The following is a 16,540-nucleotide window of genomic DNA, read 5'->3' on the forward strand; positions in this document are numbered from 1 at the left end:
CCCGCCGCCACCGTCACACTTCCGCCGCGTGCGCCCTCGCCCGCACCTCCGCGAACGTCGTATCGACCCGCATTCTCCCCGTATCGAACACCGTTTCGAGCGCATCGTCCCACTCGCCTTCGAGCGCGCGATCGTCCCACGCGACCGGCAGCGTCACCGTCCGGTATTCTCCCGTGCGCCGATTGCGCAGCAACGTGAGCCGCCCCCTCTTCGAGCGCTTGCCCGGATCGGTGACCGGATCCTTGCTCACGTCGTGCCACACGCCGTCGCGCCGGATCGCCGAGCACTTCATCGCGAAGCGCTGCGTATCGCGATTGACTTGCTGCAGCAGCGCACCGCCCATCCCGAACACGACGTTGCCGGCCGCATAGCCCGCGTCGTCGAGCGCGGCGAGAATCGCGTCGATCGACAGCTCGTCGACGCCGTCGCCCTGGATCACGCGCACGTGGTTCAGCACGCGCCGTCCCTTGCCGTTCAAGGACGAACCGAACGATGCGTCGAGCGCGCGCACGGTCTGCAGCACGATCGCCACGGGGTCGCCCGAATCGGGACGCACGACCAGCGTCGCGCCCGAATCGATCACGGCTTGCCGAAGCGCGCCGCCCCACGTCGCGAGCGCGTCGAACAGATCGTAGGAGTCCGACACGACCGATACGATAGCGCCGGGCAGACCGAAGCGAGCGATCATGTTTCGATACGCATCGGCTTCGTGCTCACGCCCCCACGACGTGATCGTGCTGTGCTCGGCCGCCGGCACCGAATACGCGGCCATCGGCTCGCGATAGAAGCGGTTCGCGGCCAGCACGCCGAGCACCGTGTCCGAACCCATGAAGCTCACGAGATGCGCCGCGCCGCCGATCGCGGCCGATTCCGCGCTCGATACGCCGCGCGCGCCGAAGTCGTGCAGCTTGAACGGCAACTGCGCGAGATCGTCGTCGGTCTTCTCGAGAAAGCGTCGGATCGTCTGCCGCAGGTGCCAGCTGCGCGTCGCGACCGTCACCGGGTACCACACGCGCAGCAGCATCGTCTCCAGATACGACGCGAGCCAGAACACCTTCGGGTCGTCGCATTCGACGGTCATCAGCACGTTGTGCACGGGCACGATCGAACCTTCGGGTACCGCGCGAATCTTCACGGGCAGGTAACCGTCGTAATGCTCGACGATATGGCGCCAGCCGTCCTCGTTGAACGGCTCGCCATGCACCGCGAAGAAATCGCGGGCGTCGTCGATCATCGCGTGCGTGACGGGCCGGCACAGATATTCCTTCAGCAGCATCTGCAAGCCGAAGAACAGCGTGCGGTCGTAGCGGCCGCCGCGCGACTCGACGTACGAGAACATCGCCTGCGCGTCGGGCGGATATTGCAGGAAGTGGGAAGCCTTGTACGAATCCGTGTTGAGGATCGGATTGGCGAGAACCGCGGCAAAGCCGCCGGGATCGTTTTGCATGGCTAGAGCTCCTCTAGGCCGTTGAAGTGCCGCCGCGTCTGTCGCGGCGGACCGGAATCCGGGGAATCAGCGCGTCACAGCTTCCCCAGGAAGTGATACGCGATCTCGAAGTGATCCTCGAACATCACGTTGCGCATCTGCGCGAATTCGTTGAGCGGCACCCAGCGCGCCTTGTCGGCGTCGTCGCTGCCCTTCACGCGCGGCAGCTCGCCGGTCGGGAAGTTGAACAGGCACGCGTGCGTGATCGTGCGGCCACGCAGTGAGCGGGCCGGATGATCGAACACCTGGCGATCCTTGATCGAGCCGCGCAGCACGGGCTCCGGCAGCTTCAGGCCGGTTTCCTCGCGCAATTCGCGGATGCACGCCGCGTCGAGCCGTTCGTCCTGGTTCACGAAGCCGCCCGGCAACGCCCACAGGCCGCGACCCGGTTCGCTGCGCCGGCGCACGAGCAGGATATGACCCGAGTGCACGACCACCGCATCGACCGTCACGAACGTGACCGGATACGGTGCGGCCGACCAAGCCTTGCGATACGCGGCGATGAATTCGGCTTCGGCCTTCAACTGCGCGAATTGCGGCTGCGTGCGGAAATGTTCGAGCCAGCCGAACACGGGTTCCGGCACCGCCCATTGCACGAAGCTGTTGGTGCGTTCGGCGAAATACTGGTCGCGGATTTCGGTGGCGGAAATGTCTTCGGTCGCATCGACGTCGACCAGCTCCCATTGCGGGAACATCCGGAGGTAATACGACGTGGCGTCCTTTTCGTGGCCGATCAGCCCGACCTTGCGCTGCGCGACGTCGCCGAGCGCGGCGGCCACGGCATCCTGCACCCAGCGCACCCAGTCGCCGTCGTTGTACGTCGAATCCTGCACGGGCGCGACCGTCACGCGATCGCGCTCGGACGGCTCGAGCAGCGAAGCCAGCATCTGGCAGCGCTCGTCGAACGAAAACGGATCCTTGATGGTGCGGGGCTTGTCAGTCGACCCGATCAGCACGCACACGCGCTCGGCCCGGCTCAGTGCCGACTTCAGCACGTTCAGGTGACCACGATGCGGGGGCTGGAAACGACCAATGAAAACGAGCGCGTCGAAGCGCCGGTTCTGTTGCGTACTCATGAGGCTCCCTCAAGAGATTGAAACGCTTCGGGTCTTTCCCGAAGGCATGGAATCGATCGTAGGGGAATTCCCGGAGAAGGTCAATCGAGCACGCGCTCGACTTGACGAAGTCTGACGAAACGCGCGGCGCCGGCGCGGTACACTCGATTTCATCCCAATCCGCGCCGTGGCGCCCGCCATCCATCATGAGGATCTCAGTCAGCCGGATCGTTGGCGTCGATCGCAGACGCCTCTTCACGTGGTCGCAAGACTACGCGCGGCGGCTCGTGTGGGACAGCTTCCTCGCCGACGCGTATCTGCTCGACGGGATGACGGCCGACGTCGGCGTCGACGCGTTCTGCCGCAGCCAGTCGGGCGCGACGATGGTGTCGCGCTACATCTCGTACCGTCCGCCGCAGGTCGCGGCCATCGAAATGGTCGACGGGCCGAAAGTGCTCGAACGCTTCAGCGGCAGCTGGAATTTCACGGAGCGCACGCCGGGCACGACCGAAGTGAAGTTTACGTACCAGTTCCGCGCGCAGCCGTCCTGGCTGCGCTGGCTGCTCGAACCGCTGATCGGCGCGTTCTATCTCGTGCACACGCGCCGGCGTCTCGATTCGTTCAAGCGCTGGGCCGAAGCCGAAGCGTTGCCGCACTGAGCGTCGCTCACGCGACGCCGCGCGCCACCTGCTGCCGAACCTGTGCATGCGTGCCGAGCGCGGCGGCGATCGCATCGACCGCATCGGCCGCGCGCGCGGCGCCGCACATGAATGCGTCGACGGCCGCGAAGCCGTGCTCGGGCCACGTATGAATCGTGATGTGCGATTCCGCGAGCAGCACGACACCCGTGACGCCGTGCTCGCCGCCGAAATGATGGAAATGCGCGCCGATCACGTGCGCGCCGGCCTGCCGCGCGGCGTTCGTGAGAATCGTCTCGAGCCGCGCGGCGTCGCGCAGCAGCGCCGCGTCGATGCCGGCGAGATCGGCCAGCACGTGCGAGCCGAGCATCGCACGCGGCGCGGCGAGACCGTCGCGCGCCGTCATTTGTGCGACCCGTACGACGAGTAGCCGCTGCGCGCCGACGAACTGCCCCACCCGCCGCCGCCCGAGCCGCTGCCGCCGAGCGACGCGCAGCTGAACAACGTGACGACGATCAGCCCGTAAAGTCCGTAGAGGATGTAGCGCATTACGCGTTGCCCCCGTCCGACGCGAAACTCTTCCACAGCCATTCAGGCAGCCACAGCACGAGCAGGCCGATCAGCACGTAGACGGAGCGGCCGCTGAACGAGAACAGCGAACCCATGTTGAAGATCACGAGAATCGCGCTGAACACGAGCGGCAGCGGCGCGAAGCTGTGCGGGTGCTTCGCGCCGAACAGGCCGGTCGACTGCCCGGCGGAACCAGTTGCGGACGCAACCGCCTCCTTCGCGAGCGCCGGCGTGGTGAAGCGTTCGGCCAGCGCGCTGGCCGACAACGGCTGCGCGCGCGACCAGACGATTTCCGCGGCGCTGCGCTCACGCGTGAGCTTGTCCTTCTGCCAGCCATAGTCGACGATCGACGTGCGGTCGCCCACCTGCACCCGCCAGTTGAACGCGCCCACCACGTACACGACTTCCGAGTCGTACGTCTCGCGCAGCCGGTAGGTCTTGCCGTCGTCGGTCACGTCGGATTCGCCGCCGATCGTCGGCCAGCGATCGAGCACCTGCACGCGCTCCCAGCGCCCTTCGCTCTGCACGAGCCACAGGAAGCCGCGCTTCGGATTCAGCAGCAGGTATTCGTCCCACGTCTCGTCGTCACCCGGCACGCGGCAACGCATCATGCCGATCACCGTGTACTTCACGCCGTCGAACGTGCCGATCGCGCCGAGTTCCAGCGCGCCCTTCACCGCATCGAGCTTGCGCTGTGCAGCGAACACGGTCTGCTGCTCGGCCGTGCACTGCACGCCCGCGTGACAGCTGCCGCACACGACGTAATCGGCCACGTTCGGCACATAAGACAGCGGCGCGCCGCAGCTCGGGCACGCGAACGGCACCATCTCCGCGCCGCGTTTCTCCCGCGTATCGGTTTCGGTATCGCGCAGCCCCGCGAACGCGAGCGCGTCGAACTCCAGTGCCTCGCCCGTATAGACGGCGGGGCTCCCGCCGTTCGCATCGGCGTCGGAATAGTCGAAGGTCGCGAACGCGTTGCCGGTGCGCAGGTCGACGACGCGCGCTTCCCAGCCCGCATCGACGCGGAACGGCAACTCGCCGTCGCCGCCCGTGCAGCGCGCGGTGCGCACATCGGACACGAGAAACGCGCGGCCGCCGTGATCGATCCGCATGCCCGGTTCCAGCGTGCCGAACGCAGGCCACGCGCCGCCGGATGCGTCGTCGGGCTCGCGCACCGTGACCGCATACTGGCCCGATGCATCCGACAGCCAGCCGAACGCGCCGTCGTCGAACACGACGTACCACTCGCTCCACGCGCCGGCGTCGTAGGTCATCTGGAGGCGGCCGAGCACAGTGAAGGCGCGCTTGCCGTAGCGCCCGGCCGTGCCGATCTGGATCGGCGACGCGTCGTCGAGCACCGTGGCGAGCTCACCGATGCGTTCGACGTCGGCACCGCGCTTGAGCAGCGTGCTGCGACAGAACGCGCAGACGGCCATCACCGCCGCCGCCGAGCGAAACTCGACCGGCGCGCCGCACTGGGGGCACGAAGTGCTGAACATGCGCGACGCTTACCGGGTGAGCTTCGCGAGGATTTCCGCCTTCGCGCGCGAATAGTCCTCTTCGGTCACGAGGCCCTTGTCGAGCAGTGCCTTCAGCTGTTCGAGGCGTTGCACGTAATCGGTTCCCTCGGCCGGTGCGGCCGGCTGCGCGCCAGCCACCGGTGCCGCGACGGGCGCGGGCGGTGCGGACGGCGCCGGTTGCGCGGCGCCCGCGATCTGACCGGCCATCGCCTGCCCGATCGCCGCGCCGGCCGCGAGCCCCGCGCCGACGCCCGCGATGCCGCCCGGGTTCTGCGCGGCCAGCGGGATCGCCTGTGCCGTCTGGTATTGCGTCGCGCGGGCGAGATCGCCGGCCATCCCCGCGCCGATCCGCAGGTCGAGCGCCTTCTGCAACTCGGCCGGCAGCGACACGCTTTCGACCGCGAACGCATCGAGCGCGAGGCCGTAGCGCGTAAACACCGGGACCAGCGCCTCGGCGACGCGTTGCGACAGCAGCGTCTGGTTCGCGGCCATGTCGACGAACGGCACGTCGGCCGAACCGAACGTCGTGCTCATCGCTGTGACGACCAGGTTGCGCAGCTGCTGCTCGAGATCGTCGACCGTGTACTGCGCGCGCGTGCCGCTCACCTCGCGGTGGAACGCGGCCGCGTCGACGATCCGGTACGAGTAGATGCCGAACGCGCGCAGCTGCACGAAACCGAATTCGCGATCGCGGATCGTCACCGGCTGCGCGGTGCCCCAGCGCCGGCCGAGCTGCAGCCGCGTGCTGAAGAAGTACACGTCCGACTTGAAAGGCGACTGAAAGAATTTGTCCCAGTTCTTCAGGTACGTGAGCACCGGCAGCGTGCGCGTTTCCAGCTTGTACAGGCCGGGCTGGAACACGTCGGCGACCTTGCCTTCGTTGACGAAGATCGCGACCTGCGTTTCGCGCACGGTCAGCTGGCCGCCGTACTGGATCTCCTGGTCTTCCATCGGATAGCGCCAGGCGAGCACGCCGTCGGTGTCTTCCGTCCATTGCAGGACGTCGATGAACTGCTTGCGGATAAACGAACCCAGACTCATGTCGGTCTCCTCGAGCGCGTGGCGCGTCAGGTCAGGCACGCGGCATTGATGATGCCGACGACGAGCGACGCGGTGCCCATCAGGCCGCCCATCGCGATGTTGCGATCCTCGATTGCATGATTCATGCCGGGAATCAGGCGCGTCAGCACCGCATAGGTGGCGAGCTGCACGGCCATCGCGCCGACGGCCCACAGCACGACTTCGCCGAGCGTCGAGTTGTGCGCGATGCTGGAGGCGAGCGTCAGGCAGAAGCCGATCAGCGCGCCGCCGAACGACAGCGTCGCGGCCGCGTTGCCGTCGCGGATCAGTGCCAGTTCGTCGAACGGCGTGACCTTCAGGTACACTGCCGCGAACACGAAAAGCAGCACGAACGCCGACAGCAAATGAACCGCATAAAGATAGGCACTATTCATTCTTTTCCTCGGATTTTGTGCTCGGTTCGCCGCCCCCTCGCCGGCCGGCCCATGGCGGGCCGCCCCACGAAAATCCGCGCCAGTATATCCACATTGACGAGCCCTGCACAACGGACGCGCCATGCTGCATAAGCGCGCGCTCGTCCTGTCGATCCTCGTGCTCGCGTCGTGCGGGCTCGGCTACGAACTGATCAGCAGCGCGCTGTCGAGCTACCTGCTCGGCGATTCGATCCTGCAATTCTCGTCGGTGATCGGCTGCTATCTGTTCGCGATGGGGATCGGCTCGTGGCTCGCGAAGTTCGTCGAGGACGACGACGTGCTCGATCGCTTCGTCGACATCGAGCTGCTCGTCGGCCTGGTCGGCGGCGTATCGGCCGCACTCCTGTTCGCGGTGTTCGCGTGGCTCGCCGCGCCGTTCCGCGCGGCGCTCTATGCGCTCGTGCTCGCGCTCGGCCTGCTGATCGGGATGGAGATCCCGCTCGTGATGCGCGCGTTCCAGCAGCGCCGCCAGGCGTTTCGCCATACCGTCAGCGAGGTGCTGACCTTCGACTATCTCGGCTCGCTCGCCGTGTCGCTGATCTTCCCGCTCGTGCTCGCGCCGCGTCTCGGCCTGCTGCGCACGAGCTTTCTGTTCGGGTTACTGAACGCATTCGTCGCGCTGTGGACCACGCACCTGTTCCGCGACGAGATCCGCAACGTGCGCGGCAAGCTGATGCGCGCGTCGCTCGTGATCGGGCTGCTCGTCGCCGGCTTCGCGCTGTCAGACCGCATCACGCACTGGGCCGAGCACGGCGTATACGGCGACGAGACAATCTATTCGGAAACGACGCCGCACCAGCGCATCGTGCTCACGCAATGGCACGACGACATGCGGCTGTACCTGAACGGCAACCTGCAGTTCTCGTCGCGCGACGAGCATCGTTATCACGAGGCGCTGATCCATCCGACGATCGAGGCGCTGCCGTGGGCGAAACGCGTGCTCGTGCTCGGCGGCGGCGACGGCCTCGCGGTGCGCGAACTGCTCAAGCACCGCAACCTCGAACGGATCACGCTCGTCGATCTCGATCCCGCGATGACGAAGCTGTTCTCGACCTCGGCGCCGCTCGTGAAACTGAACCAGGGCGCACTGAAGGACCCGCGCGTGCAGGTGATCAACGACGACGCGGTGCGCTGGCTCGAATCGAACGCCGACGTGTACGACGCGATCGTCGTCGACTTCCCCGATCCGACCAACTTCGGGCTCGGCCGGTTGTATTCGGTGCCGGTGTTCCGGCTGCTCGCACGTCACCTGTCGGAAAACGGCTATGCGGTGATCCAGTCGACGTCGCCGTACTTCGCGCCGCACGCATACTGGACGATCATCGCGACGCTGCACGAAGCCGGGCTCAACACGTGGCCGTATCACTGCTACGTGCCCTCGTTCGGCGACTGGGGCTTCGTGATCGCGGGCAAGCGCCACGACTTCACCGTGCCGACGCGCTACTCGGTGCCGACGCGCTGGCTCGACGCGCAGACGGCCGCCGAGATGTTCCATTTCCCGGCCGACATGCCGGCGCTGCCGATGTCGCCGAACGAACTCAACGACCAGCCGCTCGTGCGACGCTTCGACGACGACTGGAAGCACGTGCTGCGCTGATGGATCGCCGCACGTTCCTCGTCGCGTCCGCGGCCGCATCGCTTGCCGCGTGCGGGCGCACCGGCTGGATCGAGACGACGCCGCGCGTCGGCTACCCCGGCATGCGCGAAGGTCACGCGCTGCGCGATCACGCGGCGCTGCCGCCGCCGTCCGGCACGATCGAGACCGACGTCGCGATCCTCGGCGCGGGCGCGGCCGGCCTGTCATGCGCGTGGCAGCTCGCGCGCGCCGGTCATGCGCGCTTCGTCGTGCTCGCCGGCCCAGAATTCGGCGGCAACGCGGCCGGCGGCCGCTTCGGCGAGCTCGGTTATCCGAAAGGCGCGCACTACCTGCCGCTGCCGTCGCTCGAATCCGCGCATCTGCGCGACATGCTCGCCGATCTCGGCGTGATCGAATCGGCACCGTTCTCCGCGCATCCCGCATTCGACGAGCGCGCGCTCGTGCACGCGCCCGACGAGCGGCTGTTCATCGCCGGCCAGTGGCAGGACGGCATCGTGCCGACGACCGGCCTCGACGCGGCCGCGCTCGCGCAGCAAACGCTCTTCTTCGCTTACACCGACAGTCTGCGCGCCGCGCGCGGCACGGACGGCCGCAAAGTGTTCTGCATCCCGATCGCCGAATCGTCGCGCGACCCGCGCTGGCGCGCGCTCGACCGGCGTTCGTTCAAACAGTGGCTGCTCGACGAGGGCTACACCGCGAGCGCGCTGCACTGGTACCTGAACTACTGCTGCCGCGACGACTACGGCGCGGGCTACGAGCGCGTGTCCGCATGGGCCGGTCTGCACTACTTCGCGTCGCGCGGCGGTCACGCGAGCGATGCGGGCGACGGCGCGGTGCTGACCTGGCCCGACGGACTCCACACGATGGTGACGAAGCTGAGCGACTCGATCACCGCGCGCGCCGGCTCGAACGCGTGGTCGCGGGACGGGTTCGCCGTTCGCGCGACCGAACGAAACGGCGGCGTCGACGTGCTGTGCGCACGCTTCGCCGACGACGGTACGCTGACGACGTTCATGCTGAAGGCGCGGCGCGTCGTCAGCGCGATGCCGCTGTTCGTCGCGGCGCGCGTGTTCCCGCAGCTTCACGCATACGGCTTCGATCCCGTGCGCGACCTGCCACCGCGCGCGCCGTGGCTCGTGTCCAACTTCCTGCTCGACGGGATGCCGGCCGAAGAGGCCGGCGTGCCGCTCGCATGGGACAACGTCGTCTACGAAGGCGCGGGGCTCGGCTATGTCGTGTCGACGCACCAGCTGATCCGGATGTCGCCGCCGACGCGTTCGGTGTTCTCCGCCTATCAGGCGCTAAGCACGCGCTCGCCGGACGACACGCGTCGCTGGCTCGCGCAGGCAAAGCCCGACGCGCTGCGCGAGCAGGCGGCGATCGACCTGCAGGCCGTCTACGGACGCGAGCTGTGGAAACATGCGACCGCGCTCGAGATCACCGTGCGCGGCCACGCGATGGCGACGCCCGACGTCGGATTCCTGAGCCGGCCGGGGTTGCTCGCGCTGCGCGAGGCAGACGGCCCCGTCGTGTTCGCGCACGCGGACCTGTCCGGGCTGTCGCTGTTCGAGGAAGCGTCGTACTGGGGCATGCTCGCCGCCCGGCGCGTGCTCGCCTGATCGCCGGCGCGCGACGCCGTGGGGCAGCGGTCATTTCGTCATTGCGGCGCCGCCGGCAACCGCTATAATCGCGCGACATTCCGACTGCATTGAACAGGCCGACGGTGCGCGCCATACGACGCGCCGCATGCCCTCCTCGACAACAACAATGACAAACCGAACCGTTCGACGCCTTCGCCCGTTCGTACGCGCAGCCGCGCGCCTGCTCGCGTGCGCGCCGCTGCTGGGCGTGCCGCCGGCGCTGCATGCGGCCGATGCCGCAAGCCCGGATGCGCAGCCGGCCTCCGGCCGCTACGTCGTCGTCGACACCGGCCATACGCCGGCCCACCCGGGCGCCACCGGCGCCAGCGGCCGCGTCGAATACCGATACAACCTCGACCTGTCCACCGCCGTCGCGGAGAAGCTCGCCGCGCACGGCGATCGCGTACTGCGCACGTCGGCCGACGGCCGCGAGATCGCGCTCGACCAGCGCTCGACGCAGGCCCCCGACGCGAACCTGTTCGTGTCGATCCATCACGATTCGATGCAACAGCAGTTCATCGACGCGGGCCGGCAGCGCGAATTCCGCGGTTTCGCCGTGTTCGTGTCGGAGCGCAATCCGCACTACGCGGAAAGCCTGCGTTGCGCGAAGGCGATCGCCGAGCGGCTGATCGCGACCGGCGAACGGCCATCGCTGTATCACGCGCAGCCGATCAAGGGCGAGAACCGTCCGCTGATCGATCCGCAACTCGGCATCCACCGCTTCGACGATCTCGTCGTGCTGCGCACCGCGCCGATTCCGGCCGTGCTGGTCGAGGCCGGCGTGATCGTCAATCCCGACGAGGAAAAACGTCTCGCGCAGCGCGAGACGATCCAGCGCCTCGCCACCGCGATCGCGGGCGGGATCGACGTGTGTACGGCGGCCAGGTAAAGGTAACGCCCGTTGGTTTTCAACGGATTTCACCCAGTGAGGAGGAGTGCCATGAAAAAGAAGAATCTGCTCGTATCCTGCGCTTTGCTTGCGCTCGCCGTTCCGTTCGCCGCGCATGCGGCCGGCTGCGGCAAACCGCGCAGCGCGTTCGACCAGGTGTACTGCAGCAGCAACGAGTTCTCGCAGCTCGACCGCGAGCTGAACGACGAGTACGGCCGCGTGCGCAAGCAGTTGAGCGGCGACCAGCAGGCGAAGCTGAAGACGGGTCAGCTCGCGTGGATGAAGCAGCGTGACGACCGCTGCAGCGAAACGCGCGACGACGGCTATCTCGTGAATCTGCAATGCGCGATCGACTACACGCAATCGCGCCTGTCGTTCCTGCGCGAACGCGAGCGCGAGTGCTCGAGCACGGGGTGCGTGACGGCGAAGCTCGGGGAGTAAGGGCTGACCGGGTGCCGCGCCGTGAGTCGATTCGCGGCGCGGTACCTTCTTTCGTGCACCGTCCGTCATTCGGCAACCCGATGGCATATCGACGACATCGAACATGACGACGATCGACATCCGCGCCGCAACGTCCGTCGATGCATCGGCCATCGCCGAAATCCACGTCACATCGTGGCGCGCAACCTACCCGGGCATCATGCCTGCCTCGTACCTCGCCGGTCTGTCGGTCGAACAGCGCAGCACCGCCTGGCGCGACGTGCTCGACGCTGGACGGCCACGTGTCGCACTCGCCTTCACGGAAGGCGAGCCGAGGGGCTGGATCGCCTATGGTCCGACGCGCGACTCCGACAAGGATCCCGCATGGGGCGAAATCGAGGCGATCTATCTGCATCCGTCGCATTGCGGCCTGGGAATCGGTGCCGCGCTGGTCGCCCATGCGCGCCGATCGCTGCATGACGCGGGGCATCGGTGGGTATCGCTGTGGGTCCTCGTCGAGAATCGTCGGGCGAAGGCATTCTACGAACGCGAAGGTTTCGTCGCCGAGCGCGACGCCAAGACGTTCGAGATCGACGGTGTGCCGATCGAAGAGATCCGCTATTGGCGTGCGCTTCCTTAGTCACACCGTCACAGAAACCACCGATACTCCCGCGCCCCGATCTCGTTTCGAAAATCCAGCTCCTCCTGCCGCTTGTTCTCGCAATACACCATCACGAATTCACTGCCGAGCCCTTCCCGCACGGCCGCGTGATCCTGCATCGCCGCGACGGCGGAGAGCATCTCCTTCGGAAAATCGATCCCGCTGCCGCGATCGTCGTTGAGCGGCGCGATCGGCTCGATCCGTGCGTCGAGCCCGTGCTCCATCCCGCTGAGGATCGCCGCGAGCACGAGGTACGGATTCGCGTCCGCGCTCGCGAGCCGATGCTCGATCCGCAGATTGCGCGCATCCGATTCCGGAATCCGGATGCACGCATCGCGATCCTCGAAGCCCCAGCTGGCACGGCTCGCCGCGTTCACCATCGATCCATAGCGCCGGAACGCATTGTGATTCGGCGCGAACACCGGCATGCAGTGCGGCAGCAGCTCGAGGCAGCCGGCCACCGCATGCCGCAGCGGCCGCTGCCCGTCCGCGGCGAGCAGGTTGCGGCCCGCGTCGTCGTACAGGCTCACGTGCACGTGCATCCCGCTGCCCGGCGCATGCAGATACGGCTTGCCCATGAAGCTCGCGCGATAGCCGTGCTGCAACGCGACGCCGCGCGTGCTGCGACAGAACAGCGCCGACCAATCGGCCGCGCGCAACGCGTCGTCGGTGTGTCCGAAGTTGATCTCGAACTGGCCGGGGCCGAGCTCGGCCGTGATCACGGTCGCGTCGACGCCCTGCTCGCACGCGGCCTCGACCATCTCGTGCAGCACGTCGGAAAACCGCGACAGGCGTTCGATGTGCATGTTCGGCTGGTCGTCGCGGTCGTCGCTCAAGCGATCGCGCGGATACTGCGGCATCCCGTCCGCGAGCTGCGCGGCGAACAGATAGAACTCGAGCTCGAACGCGACGACCGGCCGGATACCGCGCGCCGCGAACCGCCGCAGCACGCGCGCCAGCACTTCGCGCGGCTCGAACTCGATCGGCGCATCCGTGCCGTCGGAGCTGATCAGCATTTGCGCGAGCGGCTGCCGCTCCCAGCGCACCGGCTTCAGCGTGCCGGGAATCAGGCGACGCGGCGCATCCGGGTCGCCGTCGTTGAAACAGTAGTCGCCGATCTTGTAGAGACCGCCCTGCGTGCCGAGCAGCACGCAGTTCTGCGGCAGCTTCAGCAGCGAACCCGACGCGACCTTCTCGAGCGCATCGATCGGATAGCGCTTGCCGTAGAAATGGCCCGGCAGGTCGAGACAGATCAGGTCGACATAACGGATCTCGGGATGCGCCTGCCGGAATGCGCGGATTTCATCGACCAGCACGGGAACGACGTCAGCCATGTCTCATCCTTTCCATGTCTTGTATGGCGGTGCCGCGGCGCGGCGAACCGGACTCATCGGCATGCGGCACGTCACATGCCCGCTATCGATCAGTACTGCAAACCGGCAGCACGGCGCGACGCCCCGTCGCGCCGCCGTCCGACAACCTCAGGTGAACACCCAGATCACGCGTGCCGGCGCATCGCTCAGGTTCGCGTAACGAAACCGCTTGTGCGCGGGAAGCTGAAATGCGTCGTTCGGGCCGAGCGTGACGGGTGTGTCGTCGCCGTCGATCCAGATTGTCAGCTCGCCTTCGAGCACGAAGCCGCCCTGCTCGTCGCTGTCGTCGACGGAGCGCTCGCCGCTGCTCGCGCCGGGCGCGAGATGGCTCTCCAGGATCGAGAAGCGCGAACGCATGTTCGGCGACACGAGGATGTCCGTGATGCCGGCCGCGTAATACACGGTGCGCCGCTCGTCGGGCCGCGTGACCCACGGCACGCTGCGCGGTTTGCTGAGGCTGTAGAAATACGTGGTCGGCACGCCGAGCGCCTCGCCGATCGCGGTGAGATCCGCGACCGTCGGACGCGACAGCCCGCGCTCGACCTGCGACAGAAAGCCGACGGAGCGGCCGATCCGTTCCGCGAGATCGTTGAGCGTGACCTTGCGATGCTTGCGCAGATCGCGGATCAGGATCGCCAGACTTTCTATCTCTTCCTGTTCGTTCATGGTGGATTCCGGTGCGTCAGACGGTATCGCGCAAACGGTACCAGGCCTTGCCGATCGCTTCCAGCGGCGCGGCGAGACGATCGCCGCCGGGGAAGCGCGGGTTGCGGATGCGCTGGTACTGCGCGAGCAGGCGATCGTCGCCGAGCACGGCATCGGCGACCGCGCGCGCGCCGGCAAGCGTTGGCAACACGCCGTGCCCCGAGAAGCCTTGCAGCCAGAAACGCTGGCCGCGACGGCCGATGTCCGGCGTGCGTCGCATGCTGATGTCTATGTGGCCGCCCCACGCGTAGTCGAGCGGCACGCCGGCCAGTTGCGGAAACACGCGTTCGAGGTGCGGGCGCGTCGCGGCCGCGATGTCCATCGGAATCCCGCCGAGATACGTGCAACCGCCACCGAACAGCAGACGGTTGTCGGGGCTCAGGCGGAAGTAGTCGGGCACGAACTGGTTGTCGATCACGCAACTGTTCCGCGGCAGCAGCGAGCGTGCGACGTCCGGCGCGAGCGGCACGGTCGCGACCTGGTAGGTGCCGACCGGCAGCAACCGGCGCGACAGTTCGCGATCGAGCCGGTCGACATACGCATTGCACGCGAGCACCAGCACGTCCGCGCGCACCTCGCCGCGCGCGGTGCGGGCAACGTGACCGCCCGCGGTCTCGCGACAGTCGAGCACGCGGCTTTGCTCGAAGATGCGCCCGCCGGCCCGTTCGATCGTTTGCGCGAGACCGAGCGCGAGCTTCAGCGGATTCAGATGGCCGGCCTCGGGATCGTGGAGCGCGGCAAGATAGCGCGCGCTGCCGATCCACTCGGGCATCTCGTCCGGCCCGATCACGCGCAGCCGGTCGTAGCCCCAGCGCTGCGCGGCCTCGTCGCGGGCCTGCGCGAGCATCGCGACGCGACGCGGCCGCACCGCGGCCCACAGGCTGCCGGGCCGGTAGTCGATGTCGAAGCCGTGCCGCGCGGGCAGTTCGCGCACTTCGGCCGCGGCCCAGCGCATGCTGTCCCACAGCACGCGCGCGCCGTCGCGGCCGAGCGAATCCTCGAGCGGCTGCATGTCGCACGACCAGCCGAGCAGCGCCTGCCCGCCGTTGCGGCCCGATGCGGCCCACGCGACGCGGCTCGCCTCGAGCACGACCACGCGCTTGCCCGCAAGCGCGAGGCGCAACGCCGTATGCAGCCCGCTGAAGCCCGCGCCGACGACCAGCACGTCGGCGTCGACGCGTTCGTCCAGTTCGGGCCGCCGCGGAATCGGCGCCGGGTAAGTGCCGGCGTAGTAGCTTGCGACGTGACGGTCGGACTGCACGAACATGCGGACTCCCGTGAAATTCTCGCCGGATAATTTCATGAAAAATTAGCACGGCAATTTCACGAGAGCAAGCGGGAGAATGAGGGCACGTCTTGTGGTCCGACGAACTATAGTTGGGCGCTTTTCAGGGGGGGCGGTGCGATTTGTCAATTCGCAGGAGTGCTCCTGCGAGCCATGTAGTAGCGCTTTGGAAATGTCGCCTTCTACTCGCGATGCAGCGTTTCGAGCACAGCGGATGACGGTCGCTGGCAAGCGCCATGGCCCTTCGACTGCAGCCCGGGCATCATGCCGACGACAAAGTCGATGAACGCTCTCACCTTGGCCGGAACGTGATTCCGACTGGGGTAGTAGACATAAAGCGGGAACGTCTCGTCGCGCCAGTCCGTCAGGATCGGCTCCAGCGTGCCGGCACGCAGGTGCGCGTCGATTCCGAGGTCAATCAGCTGAGCGATCCCGAAGCCTGCAACGCACGCGCCGATTTTGGTTCCCGCATCCGTGACGGTCAGATTCCCGTTGACAGCCACTTTCACTTTCTCGTTGTCGCGCCAGAATTCCCAGTCGAAGGGCCGACCGGTAGCCGGATCGATGGCCAGGATGCATTCATGGCCGTCATCGACCAGATCCTGCGGCGACCTCGGCCGACCGCGTTGCTCCAGGTAGGACGGCGCGGCCACCGTCAGGACCCGCGGGCTATACAGCCTGCGACAGACCAACGTGGAAACGGATGGCGTCCCGAATCGTATGGCGAGATCGAATCCGTCGCTTACCAGGTCTGGCACGTCGTTCCGGGTTTCCAGCTTCAGATGAAGCGCAGGGTAATCCTTCATGAACTGGGCCAGCTCCGGCGCCAGCACCAGGCGAGCGAACGCCGCGTCGCACGCCACACGGAGCGTTCCGTTGACGAGCGAGGTCTGGCCGGAGGCTTCGGCGGTTGCCTCTTCGATTCCCTGGAGCAACGGCCGCACCTTTGACAGCAGCTCGTGGCCAGCGTCCGTCACTTCGACGTGCCGGCTGGTGCGATGCACGAGCTTCGCGTGCAGGCGGTCCTCCAGTCGCTGAATGGCGCGACTGACTGCAGGCTGAGTCCTGCCCAGACGAGATGCGGCACGGCCAAAGCTCCCGGATTCGGCGATGGCCGCGAGTACAAGCAAGCCGCTGACAAGTCCTCCGTCGAGGTCTTCCATGATCCATGAGTTCCTGTAATGACAGCGATAACCGGGCCGCCGTAG

17 protein-coding genes are annotated in these 16,540 nt (G+C 67.1%); 6 read left to right on the plus strand and 11 right to left on the minus strand.

The annotated features are described in order from the left end of the window. Positions 1 to 13: 13 nt before the first annotated feature. A complete protein-coding gene (locus tag WS87_RS25610) occupies positions 14 to 1,447 on the minus strand; it encodes a nicotinate phosphoribosyltransferase (RefSeq protein ID WP_059819437.1) in 1,434 nt (477 codons plus the stop codon). A gap of 74 nt (positions 1,448 to 1,521) precedes the next feature. Beyond that, the gene (locus WS87_RS25615; protein WP_059526842.1) at positions 1,522 to 2,562 is read right to left on the minus strand and encodes a bifunctional nicotinamide-nucleotide adenylyltransferase/Nudix hydroxylase; all 1,041 of its coding nucleotides are present in this window, start codon (positions 2,560 to 2,562) and stop codon (positions 1,522 to 1,524) included. A gap of 185 nt (positions 2,563 to 2,747) precedes the next feature. Between WS87_RS25615 and WS87_RS25620 the strand changes: the two genes are divergently transcribed. Further along, the gene (locus WS87_RS25620) at positions 2,748 to 3,200 is read left to right on the plus strand and encodes a type II toxin-antitoxin system RatA family toxin (RefSeq protein WP_059692120.1); all 453 of its coding nucleotides are present in this window, start codon (positions 2,748 to 2,750) and stop codon (positions 3,198 to 3,200) included. Between the two features lie 7 nt (positions 3,201 to 3,207). Here WS87_RS25620 and speD read toward each other — a convergent pair whose 3' ends face one another. Genes speD through WS87_RS25640 form a run of 5 tightly spaced genes read right to left on the minus strand, consistent with a single transcriptional unit; the run spans position 3,208 to position 6,723 of the window. Further along, positions 3,208 to 3,585, minus strand: a complete 378-nt coding sequence (gene speD, locus WS87_RS25625) for an adenosylmethionine decarboxylase (protein WP_059819438.1) — start codon at positions 3,583 to 3,585, stop codon at positions 3,208 to 3,210. Then, a complete protein-coding gene (locus WS87_RS34060) occupies positions 3,582 to 3,728 on the minus strand; it encodes a hypothetical protein (RefSeq protein WP_175911781.1) in 147 nt (48 codons plus the stop codon). Before WS87_RS34060 ends, speD begins: the two co-directional genes overlap by 4 nt. After that, positions 3,728 to 5,248 (minus strand): DUF4178 domain-containing protein, encoded by a 1,521-nt coding sequence (locus tag WS87_RS25630; protein WP_059819439.1) that lies wholly within the window; start codon positions 5,246 to 5,248, stop codon positions 3,728 to 3,730. Before WS87_RS25630 ends, WS87_RS34060 begins: the two co-directional genes overlap by 1 nt. A gap of 9 nt (positions 5,249 to 5,257) precedes the next feature. Then, positions 5,258 to 6,310: an SPFH domain-containing protein gene (locus WS87_RS25635; protein WP_059819700.1), complete on the minus strand. Its 1,053-nt coding sequence runs from the start codon at positions 6,308 to 6,310 to the stop codon at positions 5,258 to 5,260. A gap of 26 nt (positions 6,311 to 6,336) precedes the next feature. After that, positions 6,337 to 6,723, minus strand: a complete 387-nt coding sequence (locus WS87_RS25640; protein WP_059819440.1) for a DUF350 domain-containing protein — start codon at positions 6,721 to 6,723, stop codon at positions 6,337 to 6,339. Between the two features lie 121 nt (positions 6,724 to 6,844). Between WS87_RS25640 and WS87_RS25645 the strand changes: the two genes are divergently transcribed. From WS87_RS25645 to WS87_RS25665, 5 genes are all read left to right on the plus strand, one after another. After that, positions 6,845 to 8,359, plus strand: coding sequence for a polyamine aminopropyltransferase (locus WS87_RS25645; protein WP_059819441.1), 1,515 nt, complete (start codon positions 6,845 to 6,847; stop codon positions 8,357 to 8,359). Then, complete coding sequence (locus tag WS87_RS25650; protein WP_059819442.1) at positions 8,359 to 9,978, plus strand: FAD-dependent oxidoreductase; 1,620 nt, start codon at positions 8,359 to 8,361, stop codon at positions 9,976 to 9,978. Before WS87_RS25645 ends, WS87_RS25650 begins: the two co-directional genes overlap by 1 nt. Positions 9,979 to 10,126: 148 nt before the next feature. Beyond that, the gene (locus WS87_RS25655) at positions 10,127 to 10,888 is read left to right on the plus strand and encodes an N-acetylmuramoyl-L-alanine amidase family protein (protein WP_059819443.1); all 762 of its coding nucleotides are present in this window, start codon (positions 10,127 to 10,129) and stop codon (positions 10,886 to 10,888) included. 51 nt (positions 10,889 to 10,939) lie between these two features. Then, positions 10,940 to 11,329, plus strand: coding sequence for a lysozyme inhibitor LprI family protein (locus tag WS87_RS25660; protein WP_059819444.1), 390 nt, complete (start codon positions 10,940 to 10,942; stop codon positions 11,327 to 11,329). A gap of 103 nt (positions 11,330 to 11,432) precedes the next feature. Then, the gene (locus WS87_RS25665; RefSeq protein ID WP_059819445.1) at positions 11,433 to 11,948 is read left to right on the plus strand and encodes a GNAT family N-acetyltransferase; all 516 of its coding nucleotides are present in this window, start codon (positions 11,433 to 11,435) and stop codon (positions 11,946 to 11,948) included. An 8-nt stretch (positions 11,949 to 11,956) separates the two neighbouring features. Here WS87_RS25665 and WS87_RS25670 read toward each other — a convergent pair whose 3' ends face one another. The 4 genes from WS87_RS25670 to WS87_RS25685 all read right to left on the minus strand — a co-directional run bounded on the left by WS87_RS25670 (position 11,957) and on the right by WS87_RS25685 (position 16,495). Further along, the gene (locus WS87_RS25670; protein ID WP_059819446.1) at positions 11,957 to 13,303 is read right to left on the minus strand and encodes a glutamine synthetase family protein; all 1,347 of its coding nucleotides are present in this window, start codon (positions 13,301 to 13,303) and stop codon (positions 11,957 to 11,959) included. Positions 13,304 to 13,450: 147 nt separating this feature from the next. Continuing rightward, positions 13,451 to 14,008: a helix-turn-helix domain-containing protein gene (locus WS87_RS25675; protein ID WP_059819447.1), complete on the minus strand. Its 558-nt coding sequence runs from the start codon at positions 14,006 to 14,008 to the stop codon at positions 13,451 to 13,453. A 16-nt stretch (positions 14,009 to 14,024) separates the two neighbouring features. Continuing rightward, the gene (locus WS87_RS25680) at positions 14,025 to 15,314 is read right to left on the minus strand and encodes an NAD(P)/FAD-dependent oxidoreductase (RefSeq protein ID WP_059819448.1); all 1,290 of its coding nucleotides are present in this window, start codon (positions 15,312 to 15,314) and stop codon (positions 14,025 to 14,027) included. Positions 15,315 to 15,514: 200 nt separating this feature from the next. Beyond that, positions 15,515 to 16,495: a LysR family transcriptional regulator gene (locus WS87_RS25685; protein ID WP_059819449.1), complete on the minus strand. Its 981-nt coding sequence runs from the start codon at positions 16,493 to 16,495 to the stop codon at positions 15,515 to 15,517. Positions 16,496 to 16,540 lie beyond the last annotated feature (45 nt).

This window comes from Burkholderia sp. MSMB0856, assembly GCF_001524645.2.
Lineage (GTDB): Bacteria > Pseudomonadota > Gammaproteobacteria > Burkholderiales > Burkholderiaceae > Burkholderia > Burkholderia diffusa.